Raw genomic sequence first — 20,982 nt, forward strand, 5'->3', positions numbered from 1 at the left:
CCGGCGGGGCGGCAGCCGCGCAGGGGGCGAGCCCGCGCGTTCCGGTCGCGGGCGCCGCGCGGCGACTAGGAGCGTGCGTTCCGGCCGCGGGCGAGGGCGAACCCTGCGGCGAGCAGCCCGAGGACACCCACGACCAGCCCGGCGACGCCCAGGCCGCGAGCGGTCGAGTCACTGCTCTTGTCGCTCGCCGTCGAGGCCTTGGCCGTCGACTCCGACGCCGGCGCCGACGAGGACGCCGAGGACGACCCCTCACCGGAGCCCGCCCCGCCCGCGCTCTCGGCGGTGAGCGAGAGCAGCGGCGCCGGGCTCTCCGGCTCCTCGCCGCCCTTCGGCGTCTCCTCGATCCAGCGGACCACCTTGCCGTCCGAGTAGGTCTGCAGGGTCTTGAAGGTCAGCTGGTCGGTGTCGTCCGGCAGTTGGCCGAAGGCGACGTCGAAGTCCTGGAACTCGCCGTGCCGGATCCGGCCGCCGGTCCAGGTGATCTCCGAGACGGCGTCGGTGATCGTGCCGTCGTCCGTCTTGATCGGCTTCTTCAGCCTGGTGGTCGTCACCTTGGCGGTCCAGCCCGCCTGCGGAGTGACCAGAACGCCCAGGACCGGGTGGTCGGTGGGCAGGAACACCTGCACCTTCGTGGTGCTGGCGGTGTCCTCCTCATTGGGGACGCGGAAGGTCAGGACACCGTCCGTGGCGCCCTTGGGGTAGCTCTCGGGGTGGACCGTCACATGCGCGAAGGCGGCACCCGCCGCGGTCAGGACTCCGGCGGTGCTCAGGGCGGCGACGACGCCGGCGCGGCGCAGGGTGGTGCTCATCGGGGACATCAGGGGACTCCGTACTGGTGTGGAACGCGGTCAGGTCGTGTACGCGAGCCCGGCCGGCGGTCCCCGACGGGAGACGGCGTGCCGCAGCAGCACCTGCCGCAGCGCACGCGCCCGCACCGGCGCGGGGCGTACGGCACCCCGGCGCGCCGGGGCGGAGCAGGTTTCCGTCCCTACCCGCCACCACGCCACGAGACCCGGGACGAGCGTCACGGCCCACCGCAGCAGGGTCCACAGCGCGGCCTCACCGCGCCGCAGCCACCAGGTCGCCAGCAGGGCCGCGGCCAGATGTGCGGCCGTGGCGTGCGGTGTCATGGCGTGCGTGTGCGTCATGTGCGCCCCGTGCATGGTCATCGCCATGCGCGGCCGGGACGCCTCGAACCCGAAGTGGAGCCCGGCCTGCGCGGCCAGCATCCCGCCGCCGATCCCGAGCAGCGAGCGTTCCCGGCCGCCCAGCAGGCAGGCGGCGACGAAGACGGCGAGGACCCCGGCGGCGTCCGCCCGGAGCGGCGGTGCCTGTCCCGTGGCCAGTCCGTGTCCCCCGGCGGCGAGCAGCACGCACAGCACGGCGAACACCGCCGCGCGCAGGCTCCGTACTGCCGGGGACGCACTCATGGAGCCCAGATACTGCCATGCGGCGGGAGGGACGGTCGTGGCTTCCCGGGAGTCGCCCCGCGTCCGGACGCTCCGGCCCCGACACGGCTCGGATAGGGTCCGGTTGATCCTGGGAGGGACCTGACATGCGACTTCGCTGCGCCGTGCTCGACGACTTCCAGGGAGTCGCGACCGAGGTGGCCGACTGGTCACCGCTCGCCGACGACGTGGAGGTCGTCAGCTTCCGCGAGCGGCCCCGGGCCGCCGGGGGCGGCGAGGCCGCGGCCGAGGACGCGCTGGCGGCGGCGCTGGCGGACTTCGACATCGTCGTCACCCTGCGCGAGCGGGTGCCCTTCCCGGCGTCGTTGCTCGCCCGGCTGCCCCGGCTGAGGCTGCTGATCGCCTCCGGGATGCGCAACTCGGTGATCGACTACGCCGCCGCCGAGACGTACGGCGTGACCGTGTGCGGCACCCCCAGCTCCTCGACGCCCCCGGTGGAGCTGACCTGGGCGCTGCTGCTCGGCCTGGCCCGCGGCATCGTCACCGAGAACGACGCGCTGCGGGCGGGCGGCCCTTGGCAGAGCACCGTGGGCGCCGATCTGCACGGCCGTCGGCTGGGCCTGCTCGGACTCGGGAGGATCGGCGGCCGGGTGGCTCAGGTCGGACTCGCCTTCGGCATGCGGGTCGGCGCCTGGAGCCAGAACCTCACCGCGGAGCGCGCCGCCGAGGTCGGCGTGGAACGGGCGTCCTCCAAGGAGGAGTTGCTCGCGAGCAGCGACTTCGTCTCGGTCCACCTCGCGCTCGGCGAACGCACCCGGAATCTGGTCGGCGCGACCGAGCTGGCGCTCCTCAAGCCGACCGCGTACCTCGTCAACACCTCGCGCGCGGCGATCGTCGACCAGGACGCGCTGCTCGCCGCCCTGCACGAGGGCCGGATCGCGGGCGCGGGCGTCGACGTGTTCGACATCGAACCGCTCCCCGCCGACCACCCCATGCGCTCGGCCCCGCGCCTGCTGGCGACCCCGCACCTCGGCTATGTGTCGCGGGCCAACTACGAGACGTACTACGGCGCGGCGGTCGAGGACATCCAGGCGTTCCTGGCCGGGGAGCCCGTGCGCCGACTGGGCTGAGCAGCCGGCCCACGGGCGCTCAAGCTGTCGCCACGAGCTCTCAGCCCGTCGCCACGGACGCTCATGCCGTCGCCGCGGGCCGCCAGTAGAAGCCGTACTGGCGTTGCAGGTGATGCAGGTCCACGAGGTAGCGCCGCAGGGTCACATGGTCGACGGGGGCGTCCTCGCACCAGGCGCGGAGCTTCTCGTTGACGGTCCGCTCCGGGTACTCGACACCCGGCTCGAAGGTCCGCTCCGCGATGTGCCGCAGCACGACCAGCTTGCGCTCCCACTGCGACGGCAGCCGGACCAGGCGGCCGTCGCGCACGAAGGTCCGCAGCACCGTCTCGGACCGCTCGTCCTGCGAGCCGTGGTCCTCGGTGGCCGCCGCGCGCGGGCGGGCGGCGCGTGCGAGTTCCCGGAAGCGTTGGTGGACGACGCCCAGGCGTCCGTCGGCCTCGGCGATCACGCCCTGGTCCCGGAGCCGTCGCAGGGCGACGGCGGTGTCCTTCGGGGAGAGTCCCGCCCGCTCCCTGACCTGGGTCGGGTCGTCCGCCCCGAGGGCCACCGCGGCGAAGGCGCGCACCCGTTTCTCCTCCGCGAACAGGCCGATGAGGCTCACGAGTTCGGCGGGGTCCGGCAGACCGGGCAGGTCGCTCCGACCGCTCGGCAGGTCGGTGGGAAGGTCGGTCGGTTCGTCGGTCGGCATGCCCGGCAGGCTAGTCCTGGGCGGGCCGGGCGCCGTAACGAATTTCTTGCCGCCCCTTCGGCCGTACGGCGGTGGACGCGTCCAGAGCCCAGCTCGGAAAGGGTGACTGGGCGTGCTCGAGTGGTCCGGCAACACGGGGGCTGCCGAGCCGGGCGTCGCGGACCCAGGCTGATCCCAACGAAACCCCTAGGAGCCCGACCCCGCTTCGACGTTCGCGCCGGGAGCCGTCCTGAGCAGCGGCGTGAGCACGGCGGCCTGGGGGAGTTCGGTGTCCGGGAGCCCGAGGTGGTCGGGGTTCGGAGGACCGAGCGGGGCGTCCAGGGACAGTCCGGGGGTCAGCGTCCGCAGGCCGGTCGCGGGCGCGTCGACGCCGACGTGCTCGAAGCCGTCGCCGAGGACGTGCGGGAGGGGTGTACGCAGGTCCGCCCCGGGCAGTCCGCCGCTGAGCGGCAGTTGCGGCACGGCACCCTCGGGGATCAGTCGTCCTTCGACGTACCGCGGGCCTTGGGGACTGCCGGGCGTCGGCAGCGGCAGCTGCCCGGAGATCTTGGAGGCAGGCAGGTTGAGGGCGTTCTCGACACCTTCCAGAGGTACGGGGACCGGGACCGTGCCGGCCGCGACGGCGGGGGCAGCGGCGGCGGCGCCCACCGCTGCCACGACGCCGGTCATGACGGCGGCGAGAGTTCCTCGTGTGGTCGGCTTCATCTCAGGTACGGCCCTTTCAGGGTTCGGCGGGCTCAGCATCCGTACCGAGTAACGATTCCGAGAACGCCACCAGTGCAAGATTCCCCCGACGGACGCAATAGTCAGCTCGTCCAGAAATCCCACCAACGGGTCAGGATCAGCATGCCGATGATGCCGATGTGCAGCAGCGGCAGGACCCAGGTGAACTCCCCGAGGAATTGCCGGAGCCAGGCGGGCGCGGGCAGAAATCCATTTCGTACGTTGAATGACGTCACGTACCAGAACATGATGATCGTGGCGACCCAGGCGAGGCTGCACCACAGGCAGAGCGCGTTGATGCGGTAGAGCGACTGGAACTGCAGCCAGGTGCAGAATCCGACGCCGAAGAGCGTGCCGGCGTCGAAGGTCAGCCAGTACCAGCGCGGGAAGGTCGCGCGGGCCAGCAGGCTCATGCCGACGCAGATGACGATGCCGTAGGCCACCAGTCCGAGCATCGGGTTGGGGAAGCCGAAGGCGGAGGCCTGGTCGCTCTTCATGATGTTGCCGCAGGAGACCACCGGGTTCAGGCTGCACCCGGGCACGAAGTTCGGGTTCTCCAGCAGTTTGAACTTGTCGATCGTGATGACCCAGGCGGCGAGCAGCCCGGCGGCTCCGGTGATCACCAGCATCAGGGCGAACGCGCGGCTGCCGCCCGCCGTCCGTACGGACGCGCCGTGCTCGTCGTATGCCCCCCGCCCCGCGGTGGACGCCATCAGCCGCGCAGGGTGCGCGCGGGCAGGAGCACGTGTGCGGCGCTGAGCAGGGTCTGCTCGTCGCCCGCGAAGGCCGTCAGGCTCTCCGGCGCGACGGGCTCGCCGGGCTGCGCCTCGGGCCAGGCGCGGGTGGCGAACAGGAAGTAGGCGTAACCGCGTGCGGCCACGGCGGCGAGCCACTCCGGCGGCGCCACGCACTGAGCGTTGAGGTGCGGCATCGTGACGACGGCCTGACCGGCCTCGACGAGGAGGGTGAGCGGCAGGCTCGGCTTGCTCGAGGCGTCCAGGAGCGTCTCACCGACGGGCAGACCGTTGCTGGTGAGCAGCTGCTCGACGGCCGTCGCGGAGGCCTCGGGGCCGCCCGCGCCGTCGCCCAGGGAGTAGGCGAGGAGATAGGGCATGTCGCCGTCGGGGGCTTCACCGCTGAAGGCCATGACGGCGAGCGTGCCGAGGTCGGCGGCCCGGAAAGGGCGCGTTTCGCTTGGGGTTGAAGTCACCGCGGAACCTTATCGACGCACCCGAACGGGTCCGGCCGGTTCATCACCCGTCCGGGGGACGACCGGAGGGTCGACCACACGAATGAGGGACGCTCCTCGAACAGCGCGGAAGGGCCGGCCCCGCGTTTTCCGACGCGAAAGGGCCGACTCCGCGATTCTGCGGAATCGGCCCTTTCGATATCGCGCAGGCGGTCAGTCGTTGGCGCAGCCGTTGCCGGCCGCCGGGTTCAGCAGACCGATGACGCTGACGGAGTCGCCGCAGACGTTCACCGGGACGTGCACGGGAACCTGGATCACGTTGCCCGACAGGACGCCGGGGGAGTTGGTCGCGAGGCCCTCGGCACCGGAGTCGGCGACCGCGCTGCCGGCAGCGACACCCATGGCCATTCCGGCGGCGGCCAGAATGAGAGCGACCTTCTTGGCAGTGTTCATCATCAACCCTTTCCTGGGAGATTTGCCCCAAATCCTAGGGAAATCGCCGCAGGCCCTCCGGAAAGACACGCGATGAAATGAACCGATCAGCTCTGGAGGGGAAGTCCGCCGAGGAGCTTCGCGGGGGTGCCGGAGGAGTTGACCGCCTCCGTGACGCCGGCCACGGAGTGGAGCAGCGAGCCCTTGTTCTCGGTGTCGAGCGCGCTCGACTGATGCTGGAGGGGCATCAGGTCCTCGGCGTTGAGCGTGCGCTGGCTGGTGATGGTCTCCACGGCACCATTGAGGCTGCTGGGCGTGAGGTTGGAGGCATCGGCGGCAAAGGCGGGCGCGGCAGCACCAGCGACGACCACGGACCCGGCAACGGCAGCGGCGGCCTTCAGGGACTTCATCGGGTTCCTTTCATCGGCAACTCAGGTCACCAGAGGGAATTCCTCCTCGCCCGGCTAACGAGCCCCACTCCCGGCGGAAACCCCGCGTGCAGAAAATTCCTGCACCCCACCCGAACGAACGGCGTGTCGCATTCTCATACAAAACAGCCGTCATGCCGACCGGAGACGGTCGGCACGACGGCAGGGTGGCGACTGCTTCGCCTCAGACACCGCTCCCCGGGCTCAGTGGATGGGCAGGACACCGCCCTTCGGCAGCGCGCTCGTCACGCCGGACAGCGAGGACGGACCCGGCAGGTCGGGCGCGGACAGCCCGCCGCCGCGCACGGTCGCGACGACGAAGTCGAGGAGGCCGGTGCCCCCCGGCACGACCTGGGCGGCATCGCCGGAGGCGGCCGCCCCGAGCAGCGTGTCGACCGCCGCCTGGAGCGCGGCCAGGGCGTCGCCCTTGAGGTCCATCGGCGCCTTGACGGCCGGTGTCGTGCCCGCCTTGGCCTCGATGCCCTTCACCACCGACGGCGGCGTGATGGCGGTCGGCGTCGCGGCCACCGACGAGTGACTGTCGCCTCGCGACGAGAAGCCGTCCGCGGCGACGGCCGGAGCGGCGATCCCGGGCAGAACGGTGGCACTGAGAGCGGCGGGGACGATGCGTCGTGCGCGCAGAGCACGCATGGATGTTCCCTTCGATGTTCGGTCGAACCTGGAATCACCGTGAAAGCCGGTGTCGCCGTGTGCAACCGAACGAATCCTCCACGTAGCGCCCTCGCGTCCACAACACCGACATCACCCCTGGTGAGGAGCCACACGAGGGATCGCACGGCATCCCCCCATTCGGGGCAACGCGAACCGGCCGCCCTCCGCTTCGGAGGACGGCCGGAAGGGTCCGCGTGGACGTCAGTCCGTGGCGCAGCTGTTGCCGAACGACGGGTTCAGCAGGCCGATGACGTCGACCGTGTTGCCGCAGACGTTGACCGGGACGTGCACGGGGACCTGCACGACGTTGCCCGACAGGACGCCGGGGGACTGGACGGCCGTGCCGTACGCGCCACTGTCGGCGGCGGCGACACCGGCGGTACCGGCCACAGCGGCGGCGGCAACGGAGGTCAGGGCCAGGCCCTTCGCGATACGCGACATGGAGAAGTGCTCCTTGGAAATCGACACAACATCCGGGCGGGATGCCCGGCACAGAAGGTCAACGCGCGAGCCGCGCGCGGGTTGTGCCCCCGGAATGGTGATACCGCAAAAGGAGCAGCTCAACCATTCCGATACACTTCCATGGTTTCACTGACGAATGCGGACAGGAGGCCGGAGTCGGGCTCTTCCTGGCGCCGCTTGGAAGGACCGGCGCACAGTTCGGCGCCGTCGACGCGAAGCAGTGACGCGCGCCCCTTTGCGCGCCGCCCGTGAGCAAGGAACCGCGCATGCGACTGTCAACCGACCCTCCGTCGCGGGTCCTTCATGTCACCCGGCCCGTCGACGGCGGGTTACCCCGGCTCGTCACGGACCTGGCGCAGGCCCGACTGGCCGTCGCCGGCCAGTCCCGTACGTCGCGGCGGAGGCAGACCGGGCCGGTGGGGTGGACACCGACGACGCGGCAGGCGGCGCAGGTGCCGGACGTGCTGAAGCCGGCTCGGTGCGCACCTCGGTTCCGGCCCGCACCGTGAGCCTCCCGCGCACCCGGCCCCCCGTCGTGCTGCCCGCGGCCCGCAGAGCCGATCCCGCCGCCCCCGCCGAACCCCAGGAAACGGCCGCCGGCCGTTTCCTCGCCAGGGCCGCCATCGTCACCATCACCCTCTCCACCGCCGGAGCGCTGCTGGGCCTCGGCCGGGACCAGGCGCTGGCACACCTGTTCGGGGCCGGTCCGGAGACGGACGCGTTCCTGGTGGCCTGGACGGTGCCGGAGTTCGCGGCGACGCTGCTGATCGAGGACGGTCTGGCCTTCGTGCTCGTACCGGCGTTCAGCGTGGCCGTCGCGCGCCGCGCCCGGGGGACGGTCGGTGACCCGGTCCGTGCCCTGGTCGGCGCCACCCTGCCCCGGCTGTCGCTGGCCTTCATGGCCGCGTCCGGCGTGCTGGTCATCGGGGCGCCGTACTTCGTCGAGGCGCTGGCGCCCGGCCTGCCGGATCACGGACTGGCCGTGGACTGCACACGGTTGACGGCGACCGGGGTGCTGAGCTTCGGGCTCGCCGGGTACTGCAGCGCGGTGCTGCGGGCACACCAGCGGTTCGTCGCACCGGCGGCGATCTACATGGCGTACAACGCGGCGATCACCACGACGATGCTCGTGCTCGGCGGCCACTGGGGTGTGCGCTCCGCGGCCCTCGGTGTGGCGCTCGGCGGCGCGCTGATGGTGGGAGCTCAACTGCCGTCGCTGTGGCGGCAGCTCAGGGCCGGGAAGGCGCCCGGCGACGACCTCGCCGCCATGGCGCGGGCCGTCGACGCGGGCGGCGGCACACAGGCCCGGCCGGTGGACCTGACGCTGATCACGACGGTCCTGCTGTTCACCCTGTGTCGGCAGTGCCAGGTCCTCATCGAGCGTTTCCTCGCGTCCTCGCTCCCCTCGGGCGCCATCTCGCATCTGAACTACGCCCAGAAAGTGGCCCAGATGCCGATGGTCCTCGCCCTGATGCTCTGCACGGTCACCTTTCCGGCGGTCGCGCGGGCGCAGGCGGAGGGCGACACGGAGCAGGCCAGGGCGCGGGTGGAACGCGACCTGGCGCTCGTCTCCCGCACGGTGCTGCTCGGCGCTGCGGCGGTCGTCGCGTGCGCTCCGCAGATCATCGAACTGCTCTTCCAGCACGGGGCGTTCACCGCACGGGACACGGCGGCCACCGCCTCGGTCATGCGCGTGTACGCCCTCGGACTGCTCGGCCACACCCTGGTCGGCGTGCTGGTCCGTTCGTTCTTCTCGGCGGGACGGCCGACCTGGTACCCGCTGATCGCGATGACGGTCGGGCTCCTCGTGACCTCCTGGGCCGGCGCGCTGACCGTCGGCGTCTGGGGGGTGCACGGGATCGCGGCCGCCAACGCCCTCGGCATCACGGTCAGCGCCGTGCTCCTGCTGTGCGGCACGGGCCCGCGCAATGTGCCGATCCGGACCCGTCGTGTGGTGTCGGAGCTCGGCAGACCCGTACGAGCGGCGGCCGTCGCCGCCGTGGCGGGGGCGGTCGCCGCGAGCGGCACCCGCTCCCCCGCGCTCGGTCTCGTGGCCGGCGGCACGGTCGTGACCGTCGTCTTCGCCCTGCTGGCCCGGGCCCTCAAGGTCCAGGCCTGCGCAGCCGCATTCCGTTCCGTCACACGAAGGCTCCCGCATGTCCGTTTCCGCTGACACTCGGGGACGCCCAGGTGTGGGCGGGTGTGCGGGTGCGCACGTTCCAGTCGGACGTGCGGAGGGCGACCTCGCCCGACGCCCCGGTGGTCTCCGTGCCGGCCACCTCCGGGCGCCCGGACGTCGCGGCCGACGTGGCCGACGCCGTCGCCCGCTCGCTGACCCGGCACGCGAACGACAACCGGAGCAGCAGCCACGTCGAACTGGTCGCGTTCTCCCGCTCGGTGCGTCCCACGCAGGCATCCTCGCCGTCGCCGGCGGTGACTGAGCTGGTGGCGCCGGCGCGGGCGGGGTGCTCGGCGGCCTTCTGCCGGGCATGCCGCGACGGCTGCGCTTGATGGTGGTCCGCGACGGGGGTGAACTCCGCCCCGACGCGCCCCTGATGCGGCAGCGCGGACCGCTGCCCGCCCTCGTACCGTTCGGCGGGCCGGTCACCGCGGACGTGCTGCTCGACGACGACCCCCGCGTCGGAGATGTTCTCCTCGTTGCGCTCCAGCAGCGGCACGTCGAGGACGAACAGTCGGTCGCCCCGCTCGCGCCGCCATCGGACCCAGCTGTGGAGGAAGTCGGGCGCGCCCTCGATGATGCTCCAGCGGTCACCCGGCAATACGTGTGTCCGACCCACACGTCGGCGCCGCCCAGCCACTTGGGGCCAAGTTCGCTCGCGGCGCGCCCGGAACCGCGTCATGCGCTTCAATTACTGACATACAGTCATAAAAAATAGCCCTATTGCCGAAGATGGCATCGGGCTTCATCGGTGAGGATCACTCACACGGATGATCGTGGCGGGGAGCAGTCCACTCCGTTCCCCGCCACGATCACGCCGGGTTCCCTGAAGGCGTCGAGCGTCCAGGGGTCCGGCTCGCCCGCCGCGAAAATGGCCGGCCCGTCGCTCCGCGTGGCCGCCGGGCAGGGCACCGGCTCGGGTGCCGGACGCGCTCCTGCGTCGTCCGGCACCCGCAGCAAGGTCCTACCGGCGGGAGGCGGCTCGGCCTCGCCGGTACAGGAGGATTCCGCCCGCCAGCAGGGCGGCGCTGGCGGCCGACGCCGCGAGGGTGCCCTCACTGCCCGTGTGCGGCAGCGATCCGCCGAGACGAGGCGTCTGCTCCTCGACGGGGGCCGGCGGAGTCACCGACCTCGGAGGCGTGGTCGCCGGCGGAGTCACCGTCCTCGGAGGTGTGGACTTCGGCGGAGTCACCGTCCTCGGAGGTGTGGACTTCGGCGGAGTCACCGACCTCGGAGGTGTGGTCGCCGGCGGAGTCACCGGCGGAGTCACCGGCGGAGTCACCGTCCTGGGAGGTGTGGTCGTCAGAGGCGTGCCCCCGGAGCCGCACTCGTTCCCGAAGGCCGGGTTGAGCGCGGAGACCACGTCCACGGTGTTGCCACAGGCGTTCACCGGCACGTCCAGCGGCACCTGGACGTTGTTGCCCGAGGCGATGCCGGGCGATCCGGTGGCCTCTGCGCGCGCCGAGGAGCCGCTGGACGTCCCGCTCGTTCCGCTCGAACCCGAGGTGTTGGCACAGGAGTTGCCGAAGGCCGGGTTGAGCAGAGCGACCACGTCGACGGTGTTGCCGCAGGCGTTCACCGGTACGTGCAGCGGAACCTGGACGTTGTTGCCCGAGGCGATGCCGGGCGAGTCCGCGGCGACCCCTTCCGCGCCCGCGTCGGCGAAAGCCGGGTTCCCGTACAGGGACACGATGCTCGTCGCGGCCGCGGCCACGACCATTCCCCTACTCAGAGTCTGTCGCAATCTCGTTGATCTTCCTGCTGGTAGAAGTGAGGAAGGCCGACCCCGGACGCGAAGAGGCTGTCCGAGGCCGGCAGCGGCTCAGCCGAGGCGGCTGATCCCTCGCCGCGTCAGTTGTTGGCGCAGCCGTTGCCCAGCGCCGGGTTCAGCAGCCCGATGACGTTGACCGTGTTGCCGCACACGTTGACGGGCACGTCCACGGGGACCTGGACCACGTTGCCCGACAGGACACCGGGGGACTCGGTGGCGCCGCCCTGGGCACCGGAGTCGGCGAAGGCGGGGGCAGCCATGCCCAGGGCCGCGATCGTGCCCGCGACGACTGCAGCGCTCTTCTTGAGCTTCACGCACTTTCCCTTCTCTGCGGTCATGCCCGATTGACGGCCGAAACCGAGCGAGCACAGCATGAACGGCTCGCACCATGACCTACGGACTGCAAACGAGCGACAGCGGGGCGAAGAAACTGTGAAACCCGGCCGACTTGTTAATTCACTCGAATCGCCCGCACCGAACTCGCACGAAAACCTCACATCGAAGAAACGCTTCTCCCGGCCGGTCCGAATATCTCGCCGCCCATGGCGGGAAGGCACGGAAAGGCACGGACGGGCCGCGTGACGCGGCACTCGGTCCGAGCCTCCCGCGAACGGCCGTCAGCTGTCGGTCGCCCCGCTGCCGGAAGCCACCGGGATGTCGTCCAGGATGTGCGACAGTGGCTCGTCGCCCTTGGCCTGGGTGGAGTTCTCGGCACACTGCTGGTCCTGCGCGGCCGACAGCACCGGCACGTCCTGGACGGCGGTGACGGGCACCAGGACACCCGCGACCGAACCCACGCCGGCCTTGGCGGGAAGGCCCACACACAGCTTGTCGAGGTCGCCCTGGGCGAGGGAGAGCTGGGGGCTCATGTTGCGCTGGGTTACGCCGTTGCCGTAGGACTGCGTGGAGTCGGCCCCCTGGGTCGTGGTGACGCCGCCGCCGTTCCCGATCGCCGGCGCCTGCCGGGCGGCCGTCGCCGGGACACCGACGACGGAGGCCGCGACCGCCGCCGCGGCCATTGCCTTCCTGAGCATTACTCCGGCCCTTTGCCGGCAGAGACAGGTATTCCTGCTCCCACGTCAACCGGCGCCGGCGCGATCGGTTTCGTCCCTTCACCCGGATGGTGCGTTCAGGGCTGCGGAATTCACGGAACCTCTGGGCCGAGGACTCGGCGAAGACGCCATCCGTATGGGCCATTGGGGTGAATCGGAGCAACCATGTGGACCGGTTCCAGTTGTCCAGAGCGCTCCGGTGTACGGGGTTACTCCAGAAGGGATCAGCAAGTGATCAAGAAGGTTATGGCCGCTGCGGCGGTCGCCGCTTCCGTCGTCGGAGCCACCGCTGCCGCCGCGCCGCAGGCGCTGGCGATCGGGAACGACAACGGTGTCACCACCACCCAGGGCACCAACTCCACGCAGAGCTACGGCAACCAGGCCACCTACGGCAACATGAGCCCCCAGATGGCGCTCGTCCAGGGCTCGCTGAACAAGCCCTGTGTGGGCCTGCCGGTCAAGGGCAACGTCGGCTCGGTCGTCGGCCTCGTCCCGATCACCGCCGTCCAGGACGTCCCGGTCCTGTCGGCCCCGCAGAACCAGCAGTGCACCGAGAACTCCACCCAGGCCAAGGGCGACGAGCCGCTCTCCCACATCCTGGACAACATCCCGGTCCTGTCGGGCAACGGCGCCACCGGCAGCTGACCTCCCAGTACCGCGGACAGCGGGTCGCCGGGTGTCCCGGCGGCCCGCTGCCGCTGTCGGCTCCATGACGACAGCGGCACCGGCACTCGGATCCCTCAGGCCCCTTGGACCGTTCGGGGCACGCGCAGCAACCCGACGGTCCGCACCAGAGTTGATCATTACGCGGCTCCGCACCGGAGTCCGCTCTCCGAAAGGGCAACGAACATGAAGAAGCTGTGGGCGACCGCGGCCATTGCCGCTTCTCTCGCCGGCGTCTCGGCCGCCGCCGCGCCGCAGGCGCTGGCGATCGGGAACGACGACGGTGTCACCACCACCCAGGGCACCGACTCCACGCAGAGCTACGGCAACCAGGTCACGAACGGCGACATGAGCCCCCAGATGGCGCTCGTCCAGGGCTCGCTGAACAAGCCCTGTGTGGGCCTGCCCGCCAAGGCCAACGTCGGCTCGGTCGTCGGTCTCGTCCCGATCACCGCCGTCCAGGACGTCCCGGTCCTGTCGGCCCCGCAGAACCAGCAGTGCACCGAGAACTCCACCCAGGCCAAGGGCGACGAGCCGCTCTCCCACATCCTGGACAACATCCCGGTCCTGTCGGGCAACGGCGCCGCCAGCAGCTGACCTCCCAGTACCGCGGACAGCGGGCCCCCCTTCAGGGCGGCCCGCTGTTCCCGTGTGCGGGGACCGGCCGCTCCCCCGTGTCGGCACGGGGGTCGCTCAGCTCCGGTAGAGCTTCTCGATGTCCGCGGCGTACGCCGTGGTGACCGCGTGCCGCTTCACCTTCAGCGAAGGGGTGAGCAGACCGTTGTCCTCGGTGAACTCGCCCGCCACCAGGGCGAAGCGGCGGATCGACTCGGCCCGGGAGACCGCGGCGTTCGCGTAGTCCACGGCCTTCTGGACGTCGGCGCGCATCCGGGGGTCCGCGACGACGTCGGACAGCGGGGTGTCCGCGGGCAGTTTGCGCACGGCGAGCCAGTGGGCGAGGGACTCGGCGTCGAGGGTGATCAGGGCCGCGACGTACGGACGGTTGTCGCCGACGACGACGCACTGGCCGACGGGCGACCGGCTGCGCAGCCGGTCCTCCAGGACCGCGGGCGAGACGTTCTTGCCCCCGGACGTGACGAGGATGTCCTTCTTGCGGCCGGTGATGGTGAGGTAGCCGTCCTCGTCCAGGGCACCGAGGTCGCCGGTGGCGAACCAGTCGTCGGTGAGGACGGCGTCGGTGGCGGCCGGGTTGTTCCAGTAGGAGCCGAAGACGATGCCGCCCTTGATGAGGACCTCGCCGTCGTCGGCGATACGCACGGCGGTGCCCGGGACCGGCAGGCCGACCGTCCCGGGGCGGGGTTCGAGGGGCGGGACGATGGTGGCGGCCGCGGAGGTCTCGGTGAGGCCGTACCCCTCGTAGACGATGATTCCGGCCGCGTAGAAGAACAGGTTGAGGTTGCGGTCGAGCGGGGAGCCGCCGCTGATGGCGTAGCGGGCCCGACCGCCCAGTTCCTTGCGGATACGGCGGTAGACGAGCAGGTCGTACAGCGCCCAGGCGGCGTACAGGCCGGGGCCGGGGCCCTTGCCCACGCCCAGGAACTTGTTCAGGTAGGCCTCGCCGAAACGGACGCCGATGCGGTCGGCACGGTCGAAGGAGGCTCCCCGGCCGATCTTCTCGGCCGTGGCCCGCCCGGTGTCGTGGATCTTCTCGAAGAGGTACGGGACGCCGACGAGGAAGGTCGGGCGGAACTGCCTTAGCGCGGGCCGGAGTTCGTCCGGCTTGATGCTCGGGCAGTGGCCCAGTTCGATGCGCGCCATGAGGCAGGCGATCTGGAGGGTGCGGCCCAGGATGTGGGCGAGCGGCAGGAAGAGGAGGGTCGAGGCCGTCTGGCCGGTGACCTCCTTGAAGACGGGGTGCAGCAGCTCGACCGTGTTGGCGGCCTCGGCGTGCAGATTGGCGTGGGTGAGGACGCAGCCCTTGGGCTGTCCGGTGGTCCCGGAGGTGTAGCAGACGGTCGCGACGGTGTCCGGGGTCAGTGCGGCGCGCCGCTTGGTCACCTCCTCGTCGGTGATGTCCCGCCCCAGGGAGGTGAGTTCGCCGATCGCGTCCGCGTCCAGCCGCCACACGCGCGGGGGTTCGGGGTGCCGTGCCGTGCCGGTGGTCACCGTGTCCGCGTTCTCGTCGGTCTCGACGACGACGAACCGTGCGCCCGAGTCCCGGACGATCCACTCCACCTGCTCGGCCGACGAGGTCGCGTAGACGGGGACGGTCTGTCCGCCGGCCGCCCAGACGGCGAAGTCGAGGACCGTCCATTCGTAGCGGGTGCGGGACATCACCGCGACGCGGCCGCCCGGCTCCAGGCCCGCCGCGATCAGGCCCTTGGCGGCATCGGTGACCTCGCGGGCGAAGGCGGCCGCGGTCACCGGCCGCCACACGCCCTTCTCCGCCCGGCGCAGGACGACCGCGTCGGGGGCCTCGGCGGCGTTGGTGAAGGGCAGGTCGGCGGTGCTGCCGGTGGCGGGGGCCGGGGCGAGGCGTGCGGCACGTGCCTCGCGGACCGTGCCGTCCTCGTCCCGGACCAGCTCCACCCTGCTGCGGTCCGCCAGGTCGGCGCGCCGCTTCGCCCGTTTCAGATCCTTGCGTACGCCCATGACGGCTCCCGGTCGGGGGGACTTGCTCGGGGTACTTACTCCGGAGTCAACTTACGCAGGCGTAACGGAAATTCAATGGGTTGCGCACGGTCGATGAAGCGGGCCGGGCCGGCCGGGCGGCGGCCAAGGCCCGCCGTCCGGCCTTTGGGGGACGCCTCGTTCAGCCCTCCGGGGGACTCCTCCGCTCAGCCCTTCAGCCGGTTCGCCTGCTCGACCGCGGTCGCCAGTCCGCGTACCGCCGGGTCCTCGGAGTCGTCGGCGAGCCGGTCGGCACGGGTGGCGAGTTCGCCGAGCGGAAGCGCGCCGGGCAGGGCGTCGAACCGGGCGTCGCCCGCGCGCAGACCGTCGGCGAAATAGGCGGCCACGGCGGCGACCTGGAGGGAGCGGTCGGCCGTCCACAGGTCGCCGTCGAGGGAACCGGCCTCCAGCAGGCCGGACTCCTCGTGCGGGGCGCGGGTGTCGGGGTCCAGCCAGCGGACGCTGGCGGTGGCGAGGTGGCCCGAGGCGCCGGGCCGGGTGCGGACGGCGTAGAGCGCGGTGACCGTGTGGCCGGGGCCGACCTCGCCGCCGTCGACCCGGTCGTCGCGGAAGTCCTCGTCGGCCACCGCGCGGTTGTCGTAGCCGATGAGCCGGAACTGTTCGACCGTCTGCGGGTCGAAGGCGACCTGCGCCTTGGCGTCGCGGGCCGTCAGGTCGATGTTCTGCGGGAGCTGGTCGCAGAAGACGGTACGGGCTTCGTCGCGGTCCGAGACGTACACCGTGTGCCCGTCGCCCCTGTCGGCGAGGCGCTCCATGAGGGCGTCGCCGTAGTCGCTGCCTACCCCGACGCCGAACAGAGTGATGCCGTGCTCGCGACGGGCGTCGGAGATGCGCTCCAGGATGCTGTCGGCGTCCGTGTCGCCGGTGTTGGCGAGGGCGTCGGAGATGAGCACGACCCGGTTGGTGGCGCCCTCGCGCAGTCCCTCCACCGCCGTCTCGTAGCCCCTGTCCACGCCGGCGCCGAGGTTGGTCGAGTCCGTCGGCTCCAGCCTGCCGATCGCGTCGTGCACGCGGCCCCGGTGGTCGCCGAGGCGGGTCATCGGCAGGACGGTCTCCGCCTTGTCGCTGAAGGTGACCAGGGCGACGGAGTCGTCGTCGCGCAGCCGGTCCGTCATCACGTCGAGGGAGTCCTTGGCCAGGTCCAGGCGGCCGGGCTCGGCCATGGAGCCGGAGATGTCGATGACGAAGGTGAGGGCGGCGGGCGGCCGTTCCCGCTCGTCCTCGGCGGCGCGGGTGGCGAGACCGACGCGGACGAGTGACCAGCGCTCGTCGCCGGTGCGGGCGCCGTCGACGGTGACGGTGAAGCCGTTGCCGTCGGGGCGCCGGTAGTCCTGGCGGAAGCTGTTGACGAATTCCTCGGGCCGGACGGTGGAGGGGTCCGGGACCCTGCCGCCCGCGAGGGTGCGGCGGGCGTAGCCGTAGGAGGCGGTGTCGACGTCCAGAGCGAAGGTGGAGAGGTAGTCGGGGGACGGTGCGATCTCCCGGTCGGGCGACCCGGTCTGTTCGCCCTCCTGCGCGCCCTGGGCGTCGCCCGTGGGCCCGGCGGGGGCGGGCAGCGGGAGGGTGCGCCCGCCGGACTTGTCGGCGCGGTCCGTCGAGTTGCCGCCGTCGCTCGCGCTGCATCCCGTCAGCAGGACGGCGCCCGCGGCCGTCAGCGCGAGCAGGGTGCCGCGCAGCCGGCGGCCTCCCGCGGCCCGTGTGCGTATCCGTGTCATCAGCTGCATCCCCATGCTGCCCCCTCGGTGAGCGGCCGTGTGTGGGCCGACGTCTGTGACTGTGACGGCCGAGGGGGCCGGGACGTGCGCTCCGGACGGTTGCGGATGGATCTCGAAGCGGCCACGACGGGGGGCCTTCGAGACCGGTGGGTGATCCTCCGGAGACCTAGGACACGATGTCCTTGCGCCGGAAACCGCGGAAGGCCAGCGCGAACAGCACGAGCGCGTACGTTATGGAAATCGCCGTGCCCTGGATCATGCCGCTCCACTCCGGGGTCGGCTGGACGGCGTCGGCCCACGCGAACTGCCAGTGCGCGGGAAGGAAGTCGCGCCAGTGGCCGAGGGCGGTGACGGCGTCCAGGACGTTCCCCACGATCGTCAGGCCGACCGCGCCGCCGACCGCGCCGAGCGGGGCGTCCGTCTTCGTGGACAGCCAGAACGCGAGGCCCGCGGTGACGAGTTGGGACACGAAGACGTAGGCGATCACCACGAGGAGGCGCTGGGTCGCGGTGCCCGCGGGGAGCGCGCCGCCGGTGGGGATCTCCAGCGGTCCCCAGCCGTAGGCGGCGGTGCCCACCGCGATCGCGACGACCGGAAGCAGGATCATCGCGGCGAGGCTGAGGCCGAGGGCGACGACGAGTTTGGACCACAGCAGCCGGGCCCGGGGCACGGGCGCGGCCAGCAGATAGCGCAGCGACGACCAGCTCGCCTCGGAGGCGATCGTGTCCCCGCAGAACAGGGCGACCGGGATCACCAGGAGGAAGCCCGCGGACACGAACAGGTTCACGGCGGCGAAGTTGGCGCCGGACGCGGTGGCCGTGTCCATGAGGGTGACCTGGCCGTTGCGCGAGCCCGGGTCGCCGCCGATCGCGAACGCCACGACCAGGACGAAGGGCAGCGCCGCGAGGATCGCCCCCATCACGAGGGTGCGGCGCCGCTTCAGCTGCCGGATCAGTTCGACGCGCAGCGGCAGGGTGCGCCGGGCGCGGTACCCGTCGGCCGTCTCGCCGCGCTCGACGAGCGTGCTCATGCGGAGCCTCCGATCAGGGTGAGGAAGGCGTCTTCCAGACGGCGGTGCGGGCCCATCGACGCCACGGGCACTTCGAGCCGTACGAGTTCGACGACCAGGCGTTCGGCGCTGCCCCCGGGGGCGAGCCGGACCAGCAGTCCGCCTTCGGTGGCGACGGCCGACGCCACGCCGGGCAGCGCGCCGACCTTCTCGACGACGGGCTCGTCCACGGGTGAACCGGTGCCGACGAGGAGGGTGTCGCCGGAGCCGACGATCTCGCTCACCGGGCCCGCCTGGACCAGCCGGCCGCGGTCCATGACCACGAGGTGCGTGCAGGACTGCTCGACCTCGGCGAGGAGGTGGCTGGAGACGATGACCGTGCGGCCCGCGGCGGCGTAGCGGATCATGACCTCGCGCATCTCGCGGATCTGCGGCGGGTCCAGTCCGTTGGTCGGTTCGTCGAGGATGAGGAGGTCGGGCAGGCCGAGCATCGCCTGGGCGATGGCGAGGCGCTGACGCATGCCCTGGGAGTAGGTGCGGACGGCGCGGACCAGCGCGTCGCCGAGGCCCGCGATCTCCAGGGCCTCCTCCAGGTGGGCGTCCTCGGGCGGGCGGCCCGTCGCCCGCCAGTACAGCTCCAGATTCTCGCGGCCGGACAGGTGCGGGAGGAAGCCCGCGCCCTCGACGAACGCCCCGACCCGGGAGAGGACCGGCGCGCCCGGCCGGATCGCGTGCCCGAAGACGCGGATCTCGCCGTCGTCCGGCCCGATGAGGCCCATGAGCATGCGCAAGGTGGTCGTCTTGCCCGCGCCGTTCGGTCCGAGGAGGCCGAGGACCTGACCCTTCTCCACGCGGAACGACAGGTCCCGTACCGCGTAACGGTCGGCGGACCCGGCGTACCGCTTGCTCAGGCCGGTGATCTGGAGCGGGACTTCGGCGAGGTCCGGGTCGGGTCCGGCCGGTGCCGTGCGGCGGCGGGCGGTGAGCAGCAGGGCGAGCGCGGCGAGCGCTCCGGCGAGCGGCAGCCACCACACCCAGGAAGGCAGCGGCGCGGCGGCGGTCTTCACGCCGGGCGCCGTGGGGACCGTCAGGTCGCCCTTCAGGGACACGGTGTACGTGGCCGGGGCGGACGGTGAGGCGTAGCCGAGGTCGGTCGCGGCGAGGACGAGGCGCAGCCGGTGGCCCTTCCGTACTTCGTGGTCGACGGCGGGCAGGGTGACCGTGACGTCCTTGCCGCTCCTGGCGCCCTCGACGCGCAGCGGTGTGACGAGCTGGGAGGGCAGCACCTGCTGCCGGCCGCCCGGCCCGACGTCGTAGACCTTCGCGAACAGGACCGCGTCGTCGGCGCTCGACGTGACGTGCACCGTCGCCGTGGGGGTGCCGGTGATCCGCAGGTCCTCGCCGAGCACCGGGGAATCGAAGTGCGCGTACTGGCCGGGGAAGTCGAGCGAGACCCCGACGCCGAGGGAGGACAGCTGGGCGAGGCCGCCCGAGCCGCCGAGGCCCGGCAGCGCCGAGATGGCGGGCGGACCGCCGCCGGCGGGGTTGTCGAAGCTCTGCTCGCGGCCGCTCAGCGGGACGGTGCGCCGCCCGTCGGTCAGGCCGGGATACGTGTCCGCGCTCGCGCCGCGCAGCTGCGCGGCGCCGTCGGTGGAGTCGATGCCGCCGGTCCGGGTGACGCGGAAGGCGGGGCCGGTGTCGGCGCCCTTGTCGTCCTTCAGGTAGCGGTCGAACCAGGCGGCGACCCGGGACTCGACGCGTCCGGTCTCCATGTCGCCGCCGTCGTGGCCGCCGGAGATCCAGTCGACGTCCACGGGTGCTCCGTTCGCCCGGATCGCGCGGGCCGTCGCGTCGGCCTGGCCGAGCGGGAACAGCGAGTCGGACTGGCCCTGGACGACGAGCGTCGGCACCTTGATGCGGTCGCCGACGGCGGAGGGGCTGCGCTCCTGGAGCATCCGGGTGGCCGCCTCGTCGGGCTTGCCGGACTCGGCGACGCGGTTGTACATGGCGCACAGCCGGGGCTGGAAACGGTCGCAGCCGCCACCGGTGTTGACGAAGACACCGGCCCAGAGCTTCTTGAACACCCCGTTCGGGAAGAGGGCGTCGGCGAGGTTCCAGTACGTGACGGACGGGGCGATCGCGTCGACCCGCCGGTCGTAGGCGGCGGCGAGCAGCGAGACCGCGCCGCCGTACGAGGCGCCGGTGACGCCGACGCGCGGGTCGCCGTCCGCGTCGAGCCGGACCTCGGGCCGCCGCGCGAGCCAGTCGATCAGCCGGGACACGTCGGCGACCTCGGCGTCCGGGTCGTTCAGTCCGATCGTGCCGGTGGAGCGGCCGAAGCCGCGTGCCGACCAGGTCAGCACCGCGTATCCGTCACGGGCGAGCTGCTCCGCCTCGTCCCGGACGTCGGCCTTGCTGCCGCCGAAGCCGTGTGCGAGGAGCACGGCGGGGCGACGGTGCGAGGAAGGGCCCGCGGTGAAGTACGAGGTGTCGACGCGCACGCCGCCGCTCATCGCCATGACGCGGTCGGCGCGGTGCACGGGCGGCGCGTCGTCCGAGGCGACGGCCGTCCAGGTGCCGGCGCCGACGAGCACGGCGAGGGCGGCGGCCGCGGCGGCGAACCTCCCCCGGGTGCCCGGCCACGTCCGGCCGGGGAGCGGGCCCCGGCGCGGCCCGCGCGGTCGGGGCAGTCGAAGATCCATGCTCCAACGGTACGGGCGGGGACCGACAACGGATGCAGCCACCGGGCTGAACCCCGGCCCCTCCCACAGGAGTACGGGCGGGTACCGGCGTACCGCGTCCGTGGTA

General features: G+C 72.0%; 21 protein-coding genes and 1 pseudogene. 5 read left to right on the plus strand and 17 right to left on the minus strand.

What is annotated here, in order from left to right; all coding sequences use genetic code 11:
- Positions 1-65: 65 nt before the first annotated feature.
- Positions 66-818, minus strand: coding sequence for a YcnI family copper-binding membrane protein (locus ACZ4IF_RS04470; RefSeq protein ID WP_467559426.1), 753 nt, complete (start codon positions 816-818; stop codon positions 66-68).
- Between the two features lie 30 nt (positions 819-848).
- The gene (locus ACZ4IF_RS04475) at positions 849-1,430 is read right to left on the minus strand and encodes a hypothetical protein (RefSeq protein WP_467559428.1); all 582 of its coding nucleotides are present in this window, start codon (positions 1,428-1,430) and stop codon (positions 849-851) included.
- Positions 1,431-1,555: 125 nt separating this feature from the next.
- Between ACZ4IF_RS04475 and ACZ4IF_RS04480 the strand changes: the two genes are divergently transcribed.
- Entirely contained in the window at positions 1,556-2,539 is a 984-nt protein-coding gene (locus ACZ4IF_RS04480; RefSeq protein ID WP_467559430.1) for a D-2-hydroxyacid dehydrogenase family protein, read from the plus strand.
- Between the two features lie 61 nt (positions 2,540-2,600).
- Here the strand turns inward: ACZ4IF_RS04480 and ACZ4IF_RS04485 are convergent, their stop codons facing one another.
- The 8 genes from ACZ4IF_RS04485 to chpG all read right to left on the minus strand — a co-directional run bounded on the left by ACZ4IF_RS04485 (position 2,601) and on the right by chpG (position 7,112).
- Positions 2,601-3,227, minus strand: a complete 627-nt coding sequence (locus tag ACZ4IF_RS04485) for a DUF2087 domain-containing protein (RefSeq protein WP_467559432.1) — start codon at positions 3,225-3,227, stop codon at positions 2,601-2,603.
- Between the two features lie 186 nt (positions 3,228-3,413).
- Positions 3,414-3,932, minus strand: a complete 519-nt coding sequence (locus tag ACZ4IF_RS04490) for a hypothetical protein (protein WP_467559434.1) — start codon at positions 3,930-3,932, stop codon at positions 3,414-3,416.
- A gap of 101 nt (positions 3,933-4,033) precedes the next feature.
- Positions 4,034-4,663, minus strand: a complete 630-nt coding sequence (locus ACZ4IF_RS04495; RefSeq protein ID WP_467559436.1) for a vitamin K epoxide reductase family protein — start codon at positions 4,661-4,663, stop codon at positions 4,034-4,036.
- Positions 4,663-5,160 (minus strand): DUF5949 family protein, encoded by a 498-nt coding sequence (locus ACZ4IF_RS04500; protein WP_467559438.1) that lies wholly within the window; start codon positions 5,158-5,160, stop codon positions 4,663-4,665. Before ACZ4IF_RS04500 ends, ACZ4IF_RS04495 begins: the two co-directional genes overlap by 1 nt.
- A 192-nt stretch (positions 5,161-5,352) precedes the next feature.
- A complete protein-coding gene (locus ACZ4IF_RS04505) occupies positions 5,353-5,592 on the minus strand; it encodes a chaplin (protein ID WP_467559965.1) in 240 nt (79 codons plus the stop codon).
- Positions 5,593-5,678: 86 nt separating this feature from the next.
- Entirely contained in the window at positions 5,679-5,981 is a 303-nt protein-coding gene (locus ACZ4IF_RS04510; protein ID WP_467559440.1) for a hypothetical protein, read from the minus strand.
- Between the two features lie 222 nt (positions 5,982-6,203).
- The gene (locus ACZ4IF_RS04515) at positions 6,204-6,650 is read right to left on the minus strand and encodes a hypothetical protein (protein WP_467559442.1); all 447 of its coding nucleotides are present in this window, start codon (positions 6,648-6,650) and stop codon (positions 6,204-6,206) included.
- Positions 6,651-6,872: 222 nt separating this feature from the next.
- Positions 6,873-7,112, minus strand: coding sequence for a chaplin ChpG (gene chpG / locus ACZ4IF_RS04520; protein WP_467559444.1), 240 nt, complete (start codon positions 7,110-7,112; stop codon positions 6,873-6,875).
- A gap of 499 nt (positions 7,113-7,611) precedes the next feature.
- On the opposite strand from chpG, the gene ACZ4IF_RS04525 reads away from it, so the two are divergent.
- Positions 7,612-9,306, plus strand: coding sequence for a lipid II flippase MurJ (locus tag ACZ4IF_RS04525; RefSeq protein ID WP_467559446.1), 1,695 nt, complete (start codon positions 7,612-7,614; stop codon positions 9,304-9,306).
- Between the two features lie 2 nt (positions 9,307-9,308).
- A pseudogene (locus tag ACZ4IF_RS04530) lies at positions 9,309-9,634 on the plus strand (lipopolysaccharide biosynthesis protein); the annotation flags it as partial.
- Positions 9,635-10,276: 642 nt separating this feature from the next.
- On the opposite strand, the gene ACZ4IF_RS04535 reads toward ACZ4IF_RS04530, so the two are convergent.
- The 3 genes from ACZ4IF_RS04535 to ACZ4IF_RS04545 all read right to left on the minus strand — a co-directional run bounded on the left by ACZ4IF_RS04535 (position 10,277) and on the right by ACZ4IF_RS04545 (position 12,117).
- The gene (locus ACZ4IF_RS04535) at positions 10,277-11,032 is read right to left on the minus strand and encodes a chaplin (protein ID WP_467559967.1); all 756 of its coding nucleotides are present in this window, start codon (positions 11,030-11,032) and stop codon (positions 10,277-10,279) included.
- Between the two features lie 131 nt (positions 11,033-11,163).
- Complete coding sequence (locus ACZ4IF_RS04540) at positions 11,164-11,421, minus strand: chaplin (RefSeq protein ID WP_467559448.1); 258 nt, start codon at positions 11,419-11,421, stop codon at positions 11,164-11,166.
- 279 nt (positions 11,422-11,700) lie between these two features.
- Positions 11,701-12,117: a rodlin gene (locus tag ACZ4IF_RS04545; RefSeq protein WP_467559450.1), complete on the minus strand. Its 417-nt coding sequence runs from the start codon at positions 12,115-12,117 to the stop codon at positions 11,701-11,703.
- Between the two features lie 249 nt (positions 12,118-12,366).
- Between ACZ4IF_RS04545 and ACZ4IF_RS04550 the strand changes: the two genes are divergently transcribed.
- Positions 12,367-12,780, plus strand: a complete 414-nt coding sequence (locus tag ACZ4IF_RS04550; RefSeq protein WP_467559452.1) for a rodlin — start codon at positions 12,367-12,369, stop codon at positions 12,778-12,780.
- 204 nt (positions 12,781-12,984) lie between these two features.
- Positions 12,985-13,395 (plus strand): rodlin, encoded by a 411-nt coding sequence (locus tag ACZ4IF_RS04555; protein WP_467559454.1) that lies wholly within the window; start codon positions 12,985-12,987, stop codon positions 13,393-13,395.
- A 96-nt stretch (positions 13,396-13,491) separates the two neighbouring features.
- Here ACZ4IF_RS04555 and ACZ4IF_RS04560 read toward each other — a convergent pair whose 3' ends face one another.
- From ACZ4IF_RS04560 to ACZ4IF_RS04575, 4 genes are all read right to left on the minus strand, one after another.
- Positions 13,492-15,411 carry an AMP-dependent synthetase/ligase gene (locus ACZ4IF_RS04560; protein ID WP_467559456.1) on the minus strand — a complete coding sequence of 640 codons (1,920 nt, stop codon included), beginning with the start codon at positions 15,409-15,411 and terminating at the stop codon, positions 13,492-13,494.
- A gap of 185 nt (positions 15,412-15,596) precedes the next feature.
- A complete protein-coding gene (locus ACZ4IF_RS04565) occupies positions 15,597-17,180 on the minus strand; it encodes a vWA domain-containing protein (RefSeq protein WP_467559458.1) in 1,584 nt (527 codons plus the stop codon).
- 151 nt (positions 17,181-17,331) lie between these two features.
- Positions 17,332-18,195, minus strand: a complete 864-nt coding sequence (locus ACZ4IF_RS04570) for an ABC transporter permease (RefSeq protein WP_095934435.1) — start codon at positions 18,193-18,195, stop codon at positions 17,332-17,334.
- The gene (locus ACZ4IF_RS04575) at positions 18,192-20,876 is read right to left on the minus strand and encodes an alpha/beta fold hydrolase (protein ID WP_467559460.1); all 2,685 of its coding nucleotides are present in this window, start codon (positions 20,874-20,876) and stop codon (positions 18,192-18,194) included. The genes ACZ4IF_RS04570 and ACZ4IF_RS04575 overlap by 4 nt, the downstream gene beginning before the upstream one ends.
- Positions 20,877-20,982: the final 106 nt, after the last annotated feature.

The organism is Streptomyces sp. NPDC025784 (assembly GCF_055558435.1).

Coding starts and splice junctions, on each gene's coding strand:
- ACZ4IF_RS04470 (WP_467559426.1), bottom strand. CDS start 818: ATGTCCCCGATGAGCACCACCCTGCGCCGCGCCGGCGTCGTCGCCGCC.
- ACZ4IF_RS04475 (WP_467559428.1), bottom strand. CDS start 1,430: ATGAGTGCGTCCCCGGCAGTACGGAGCCTGCGCGCGGCGGTGTTCGCC.
- ACZ4IF_RS04480 (WP_467559430.1), top strand. CDS start 1,556: ATGCGACTTCGCTGCGCCGTGCTCGACGACTTCCAGGGAGTCGCGACC.
- ACZ4IF_RS04485 (WP_467559432.1), bottom strand. CDS start 3,227: ATGCCGACCGACGAACCGACCGACCTTCCCACCGACCTGCCGAGCGGT.
- ACZ4IF_RS04490 (WP_467559434.1), bottom strand. CDS start 3,932: ATGAAGCCGACCACACGAGGAACTCTCGCCGCCGTCATGACCGGCGTC.
- ACZ4IF_RS04495 (WP_467559436.1), bottom strand. CDS start 4,663: ATGGCGTCCACCGCGGGGCGGGGGGCATACGACGAGCACGGCGCGTCC.
- ACZ4IF_RS04505 (WP_467559965.1), bottom strand. CDS start 5,592: ATGAACACTGCCAAGAAGGTCGCTCTCATTCTGGCCGCCGCCGGAATG.
- ACZ4IF_RS04510 (WP_467559440.1), bottom strand. CDS start 5,981: ATGAAGTCCCTGAAGGCCGCCGCTGCCGTTGCCGGGTCCGTGGTCGTC.
- ACZ4IF_RS04515 (WP_467559442.1), bottom strand. CDS start 6,650: ATGCGTGCTCTGCGCGCACGACGCATCGTCCCCGCCGCTCTCAGTGCC.
- chpG (WP_467559444.1), bottom strand. CDS start 7,112: ATGTCGCGTATCGCGAAGGGCCTGGCCCTGACCTCCGTTGCCGCCGCC.
- ACZ4IF_RS04535 (WP_467559967.1), bottom strand. CDS start 11,032: ATGGTCGTGGCCGCGGCCGCGACGAGCATCGTGTCCCTGTACGGGAAC.
- ACZ4IF_RS04540 (WP_467559448.1), bottom strand. CDS start 11,421: ATGACCGCAGAGAAGGGAAAGTGCGTGAAGCTCAAGAAGAGCGCTGCA.
- ACZ4IF_RS04545 (WP_467559450.1), bottom strand. CDS start 12,117: ATGCTCAGGAAGGCAATGGCCGCGGCGGCGGTCGCGGCCTCCGTCGTC.
- ACZ4IF_RS04555 (WP_467559454.1), top strand. CDS start 12,985: ATGAAGAAGCTGTGGGCGACCGCGGCCATTGCCGCTTCTCTCGCCGGC.
- ACZ4IF_RS04560 (WP_467559456.1), bottom strand. CDS start 15,411: ATGGGCGTACGCAAGGATCTGAAACGGGCGAAGCGGCGCGCCGACCTG.
- ACZ4IF_RS04565 (WP_467559458.1), bottom strand. CDS start 17,180: ATGGGGATGCAGCTGATGACACGGATACGCACACGGGCCGCGGGAGGC.
- ACZ4IF_RS04570 (WP_095934435.1), bottom strand. CDS start 18,195: ATGAGCACGCTCGTCGAGCGCGGCGAGACGGCCGACGGGTACCGCGCC.
- ACZ4IF_RS04575 (WP_467559460.1), bottom strand. CDS start 20,876: ATGGATCTTCGACTGCCCCGACCGCGCGGGCCGCGCCGGGGCCCGCTC.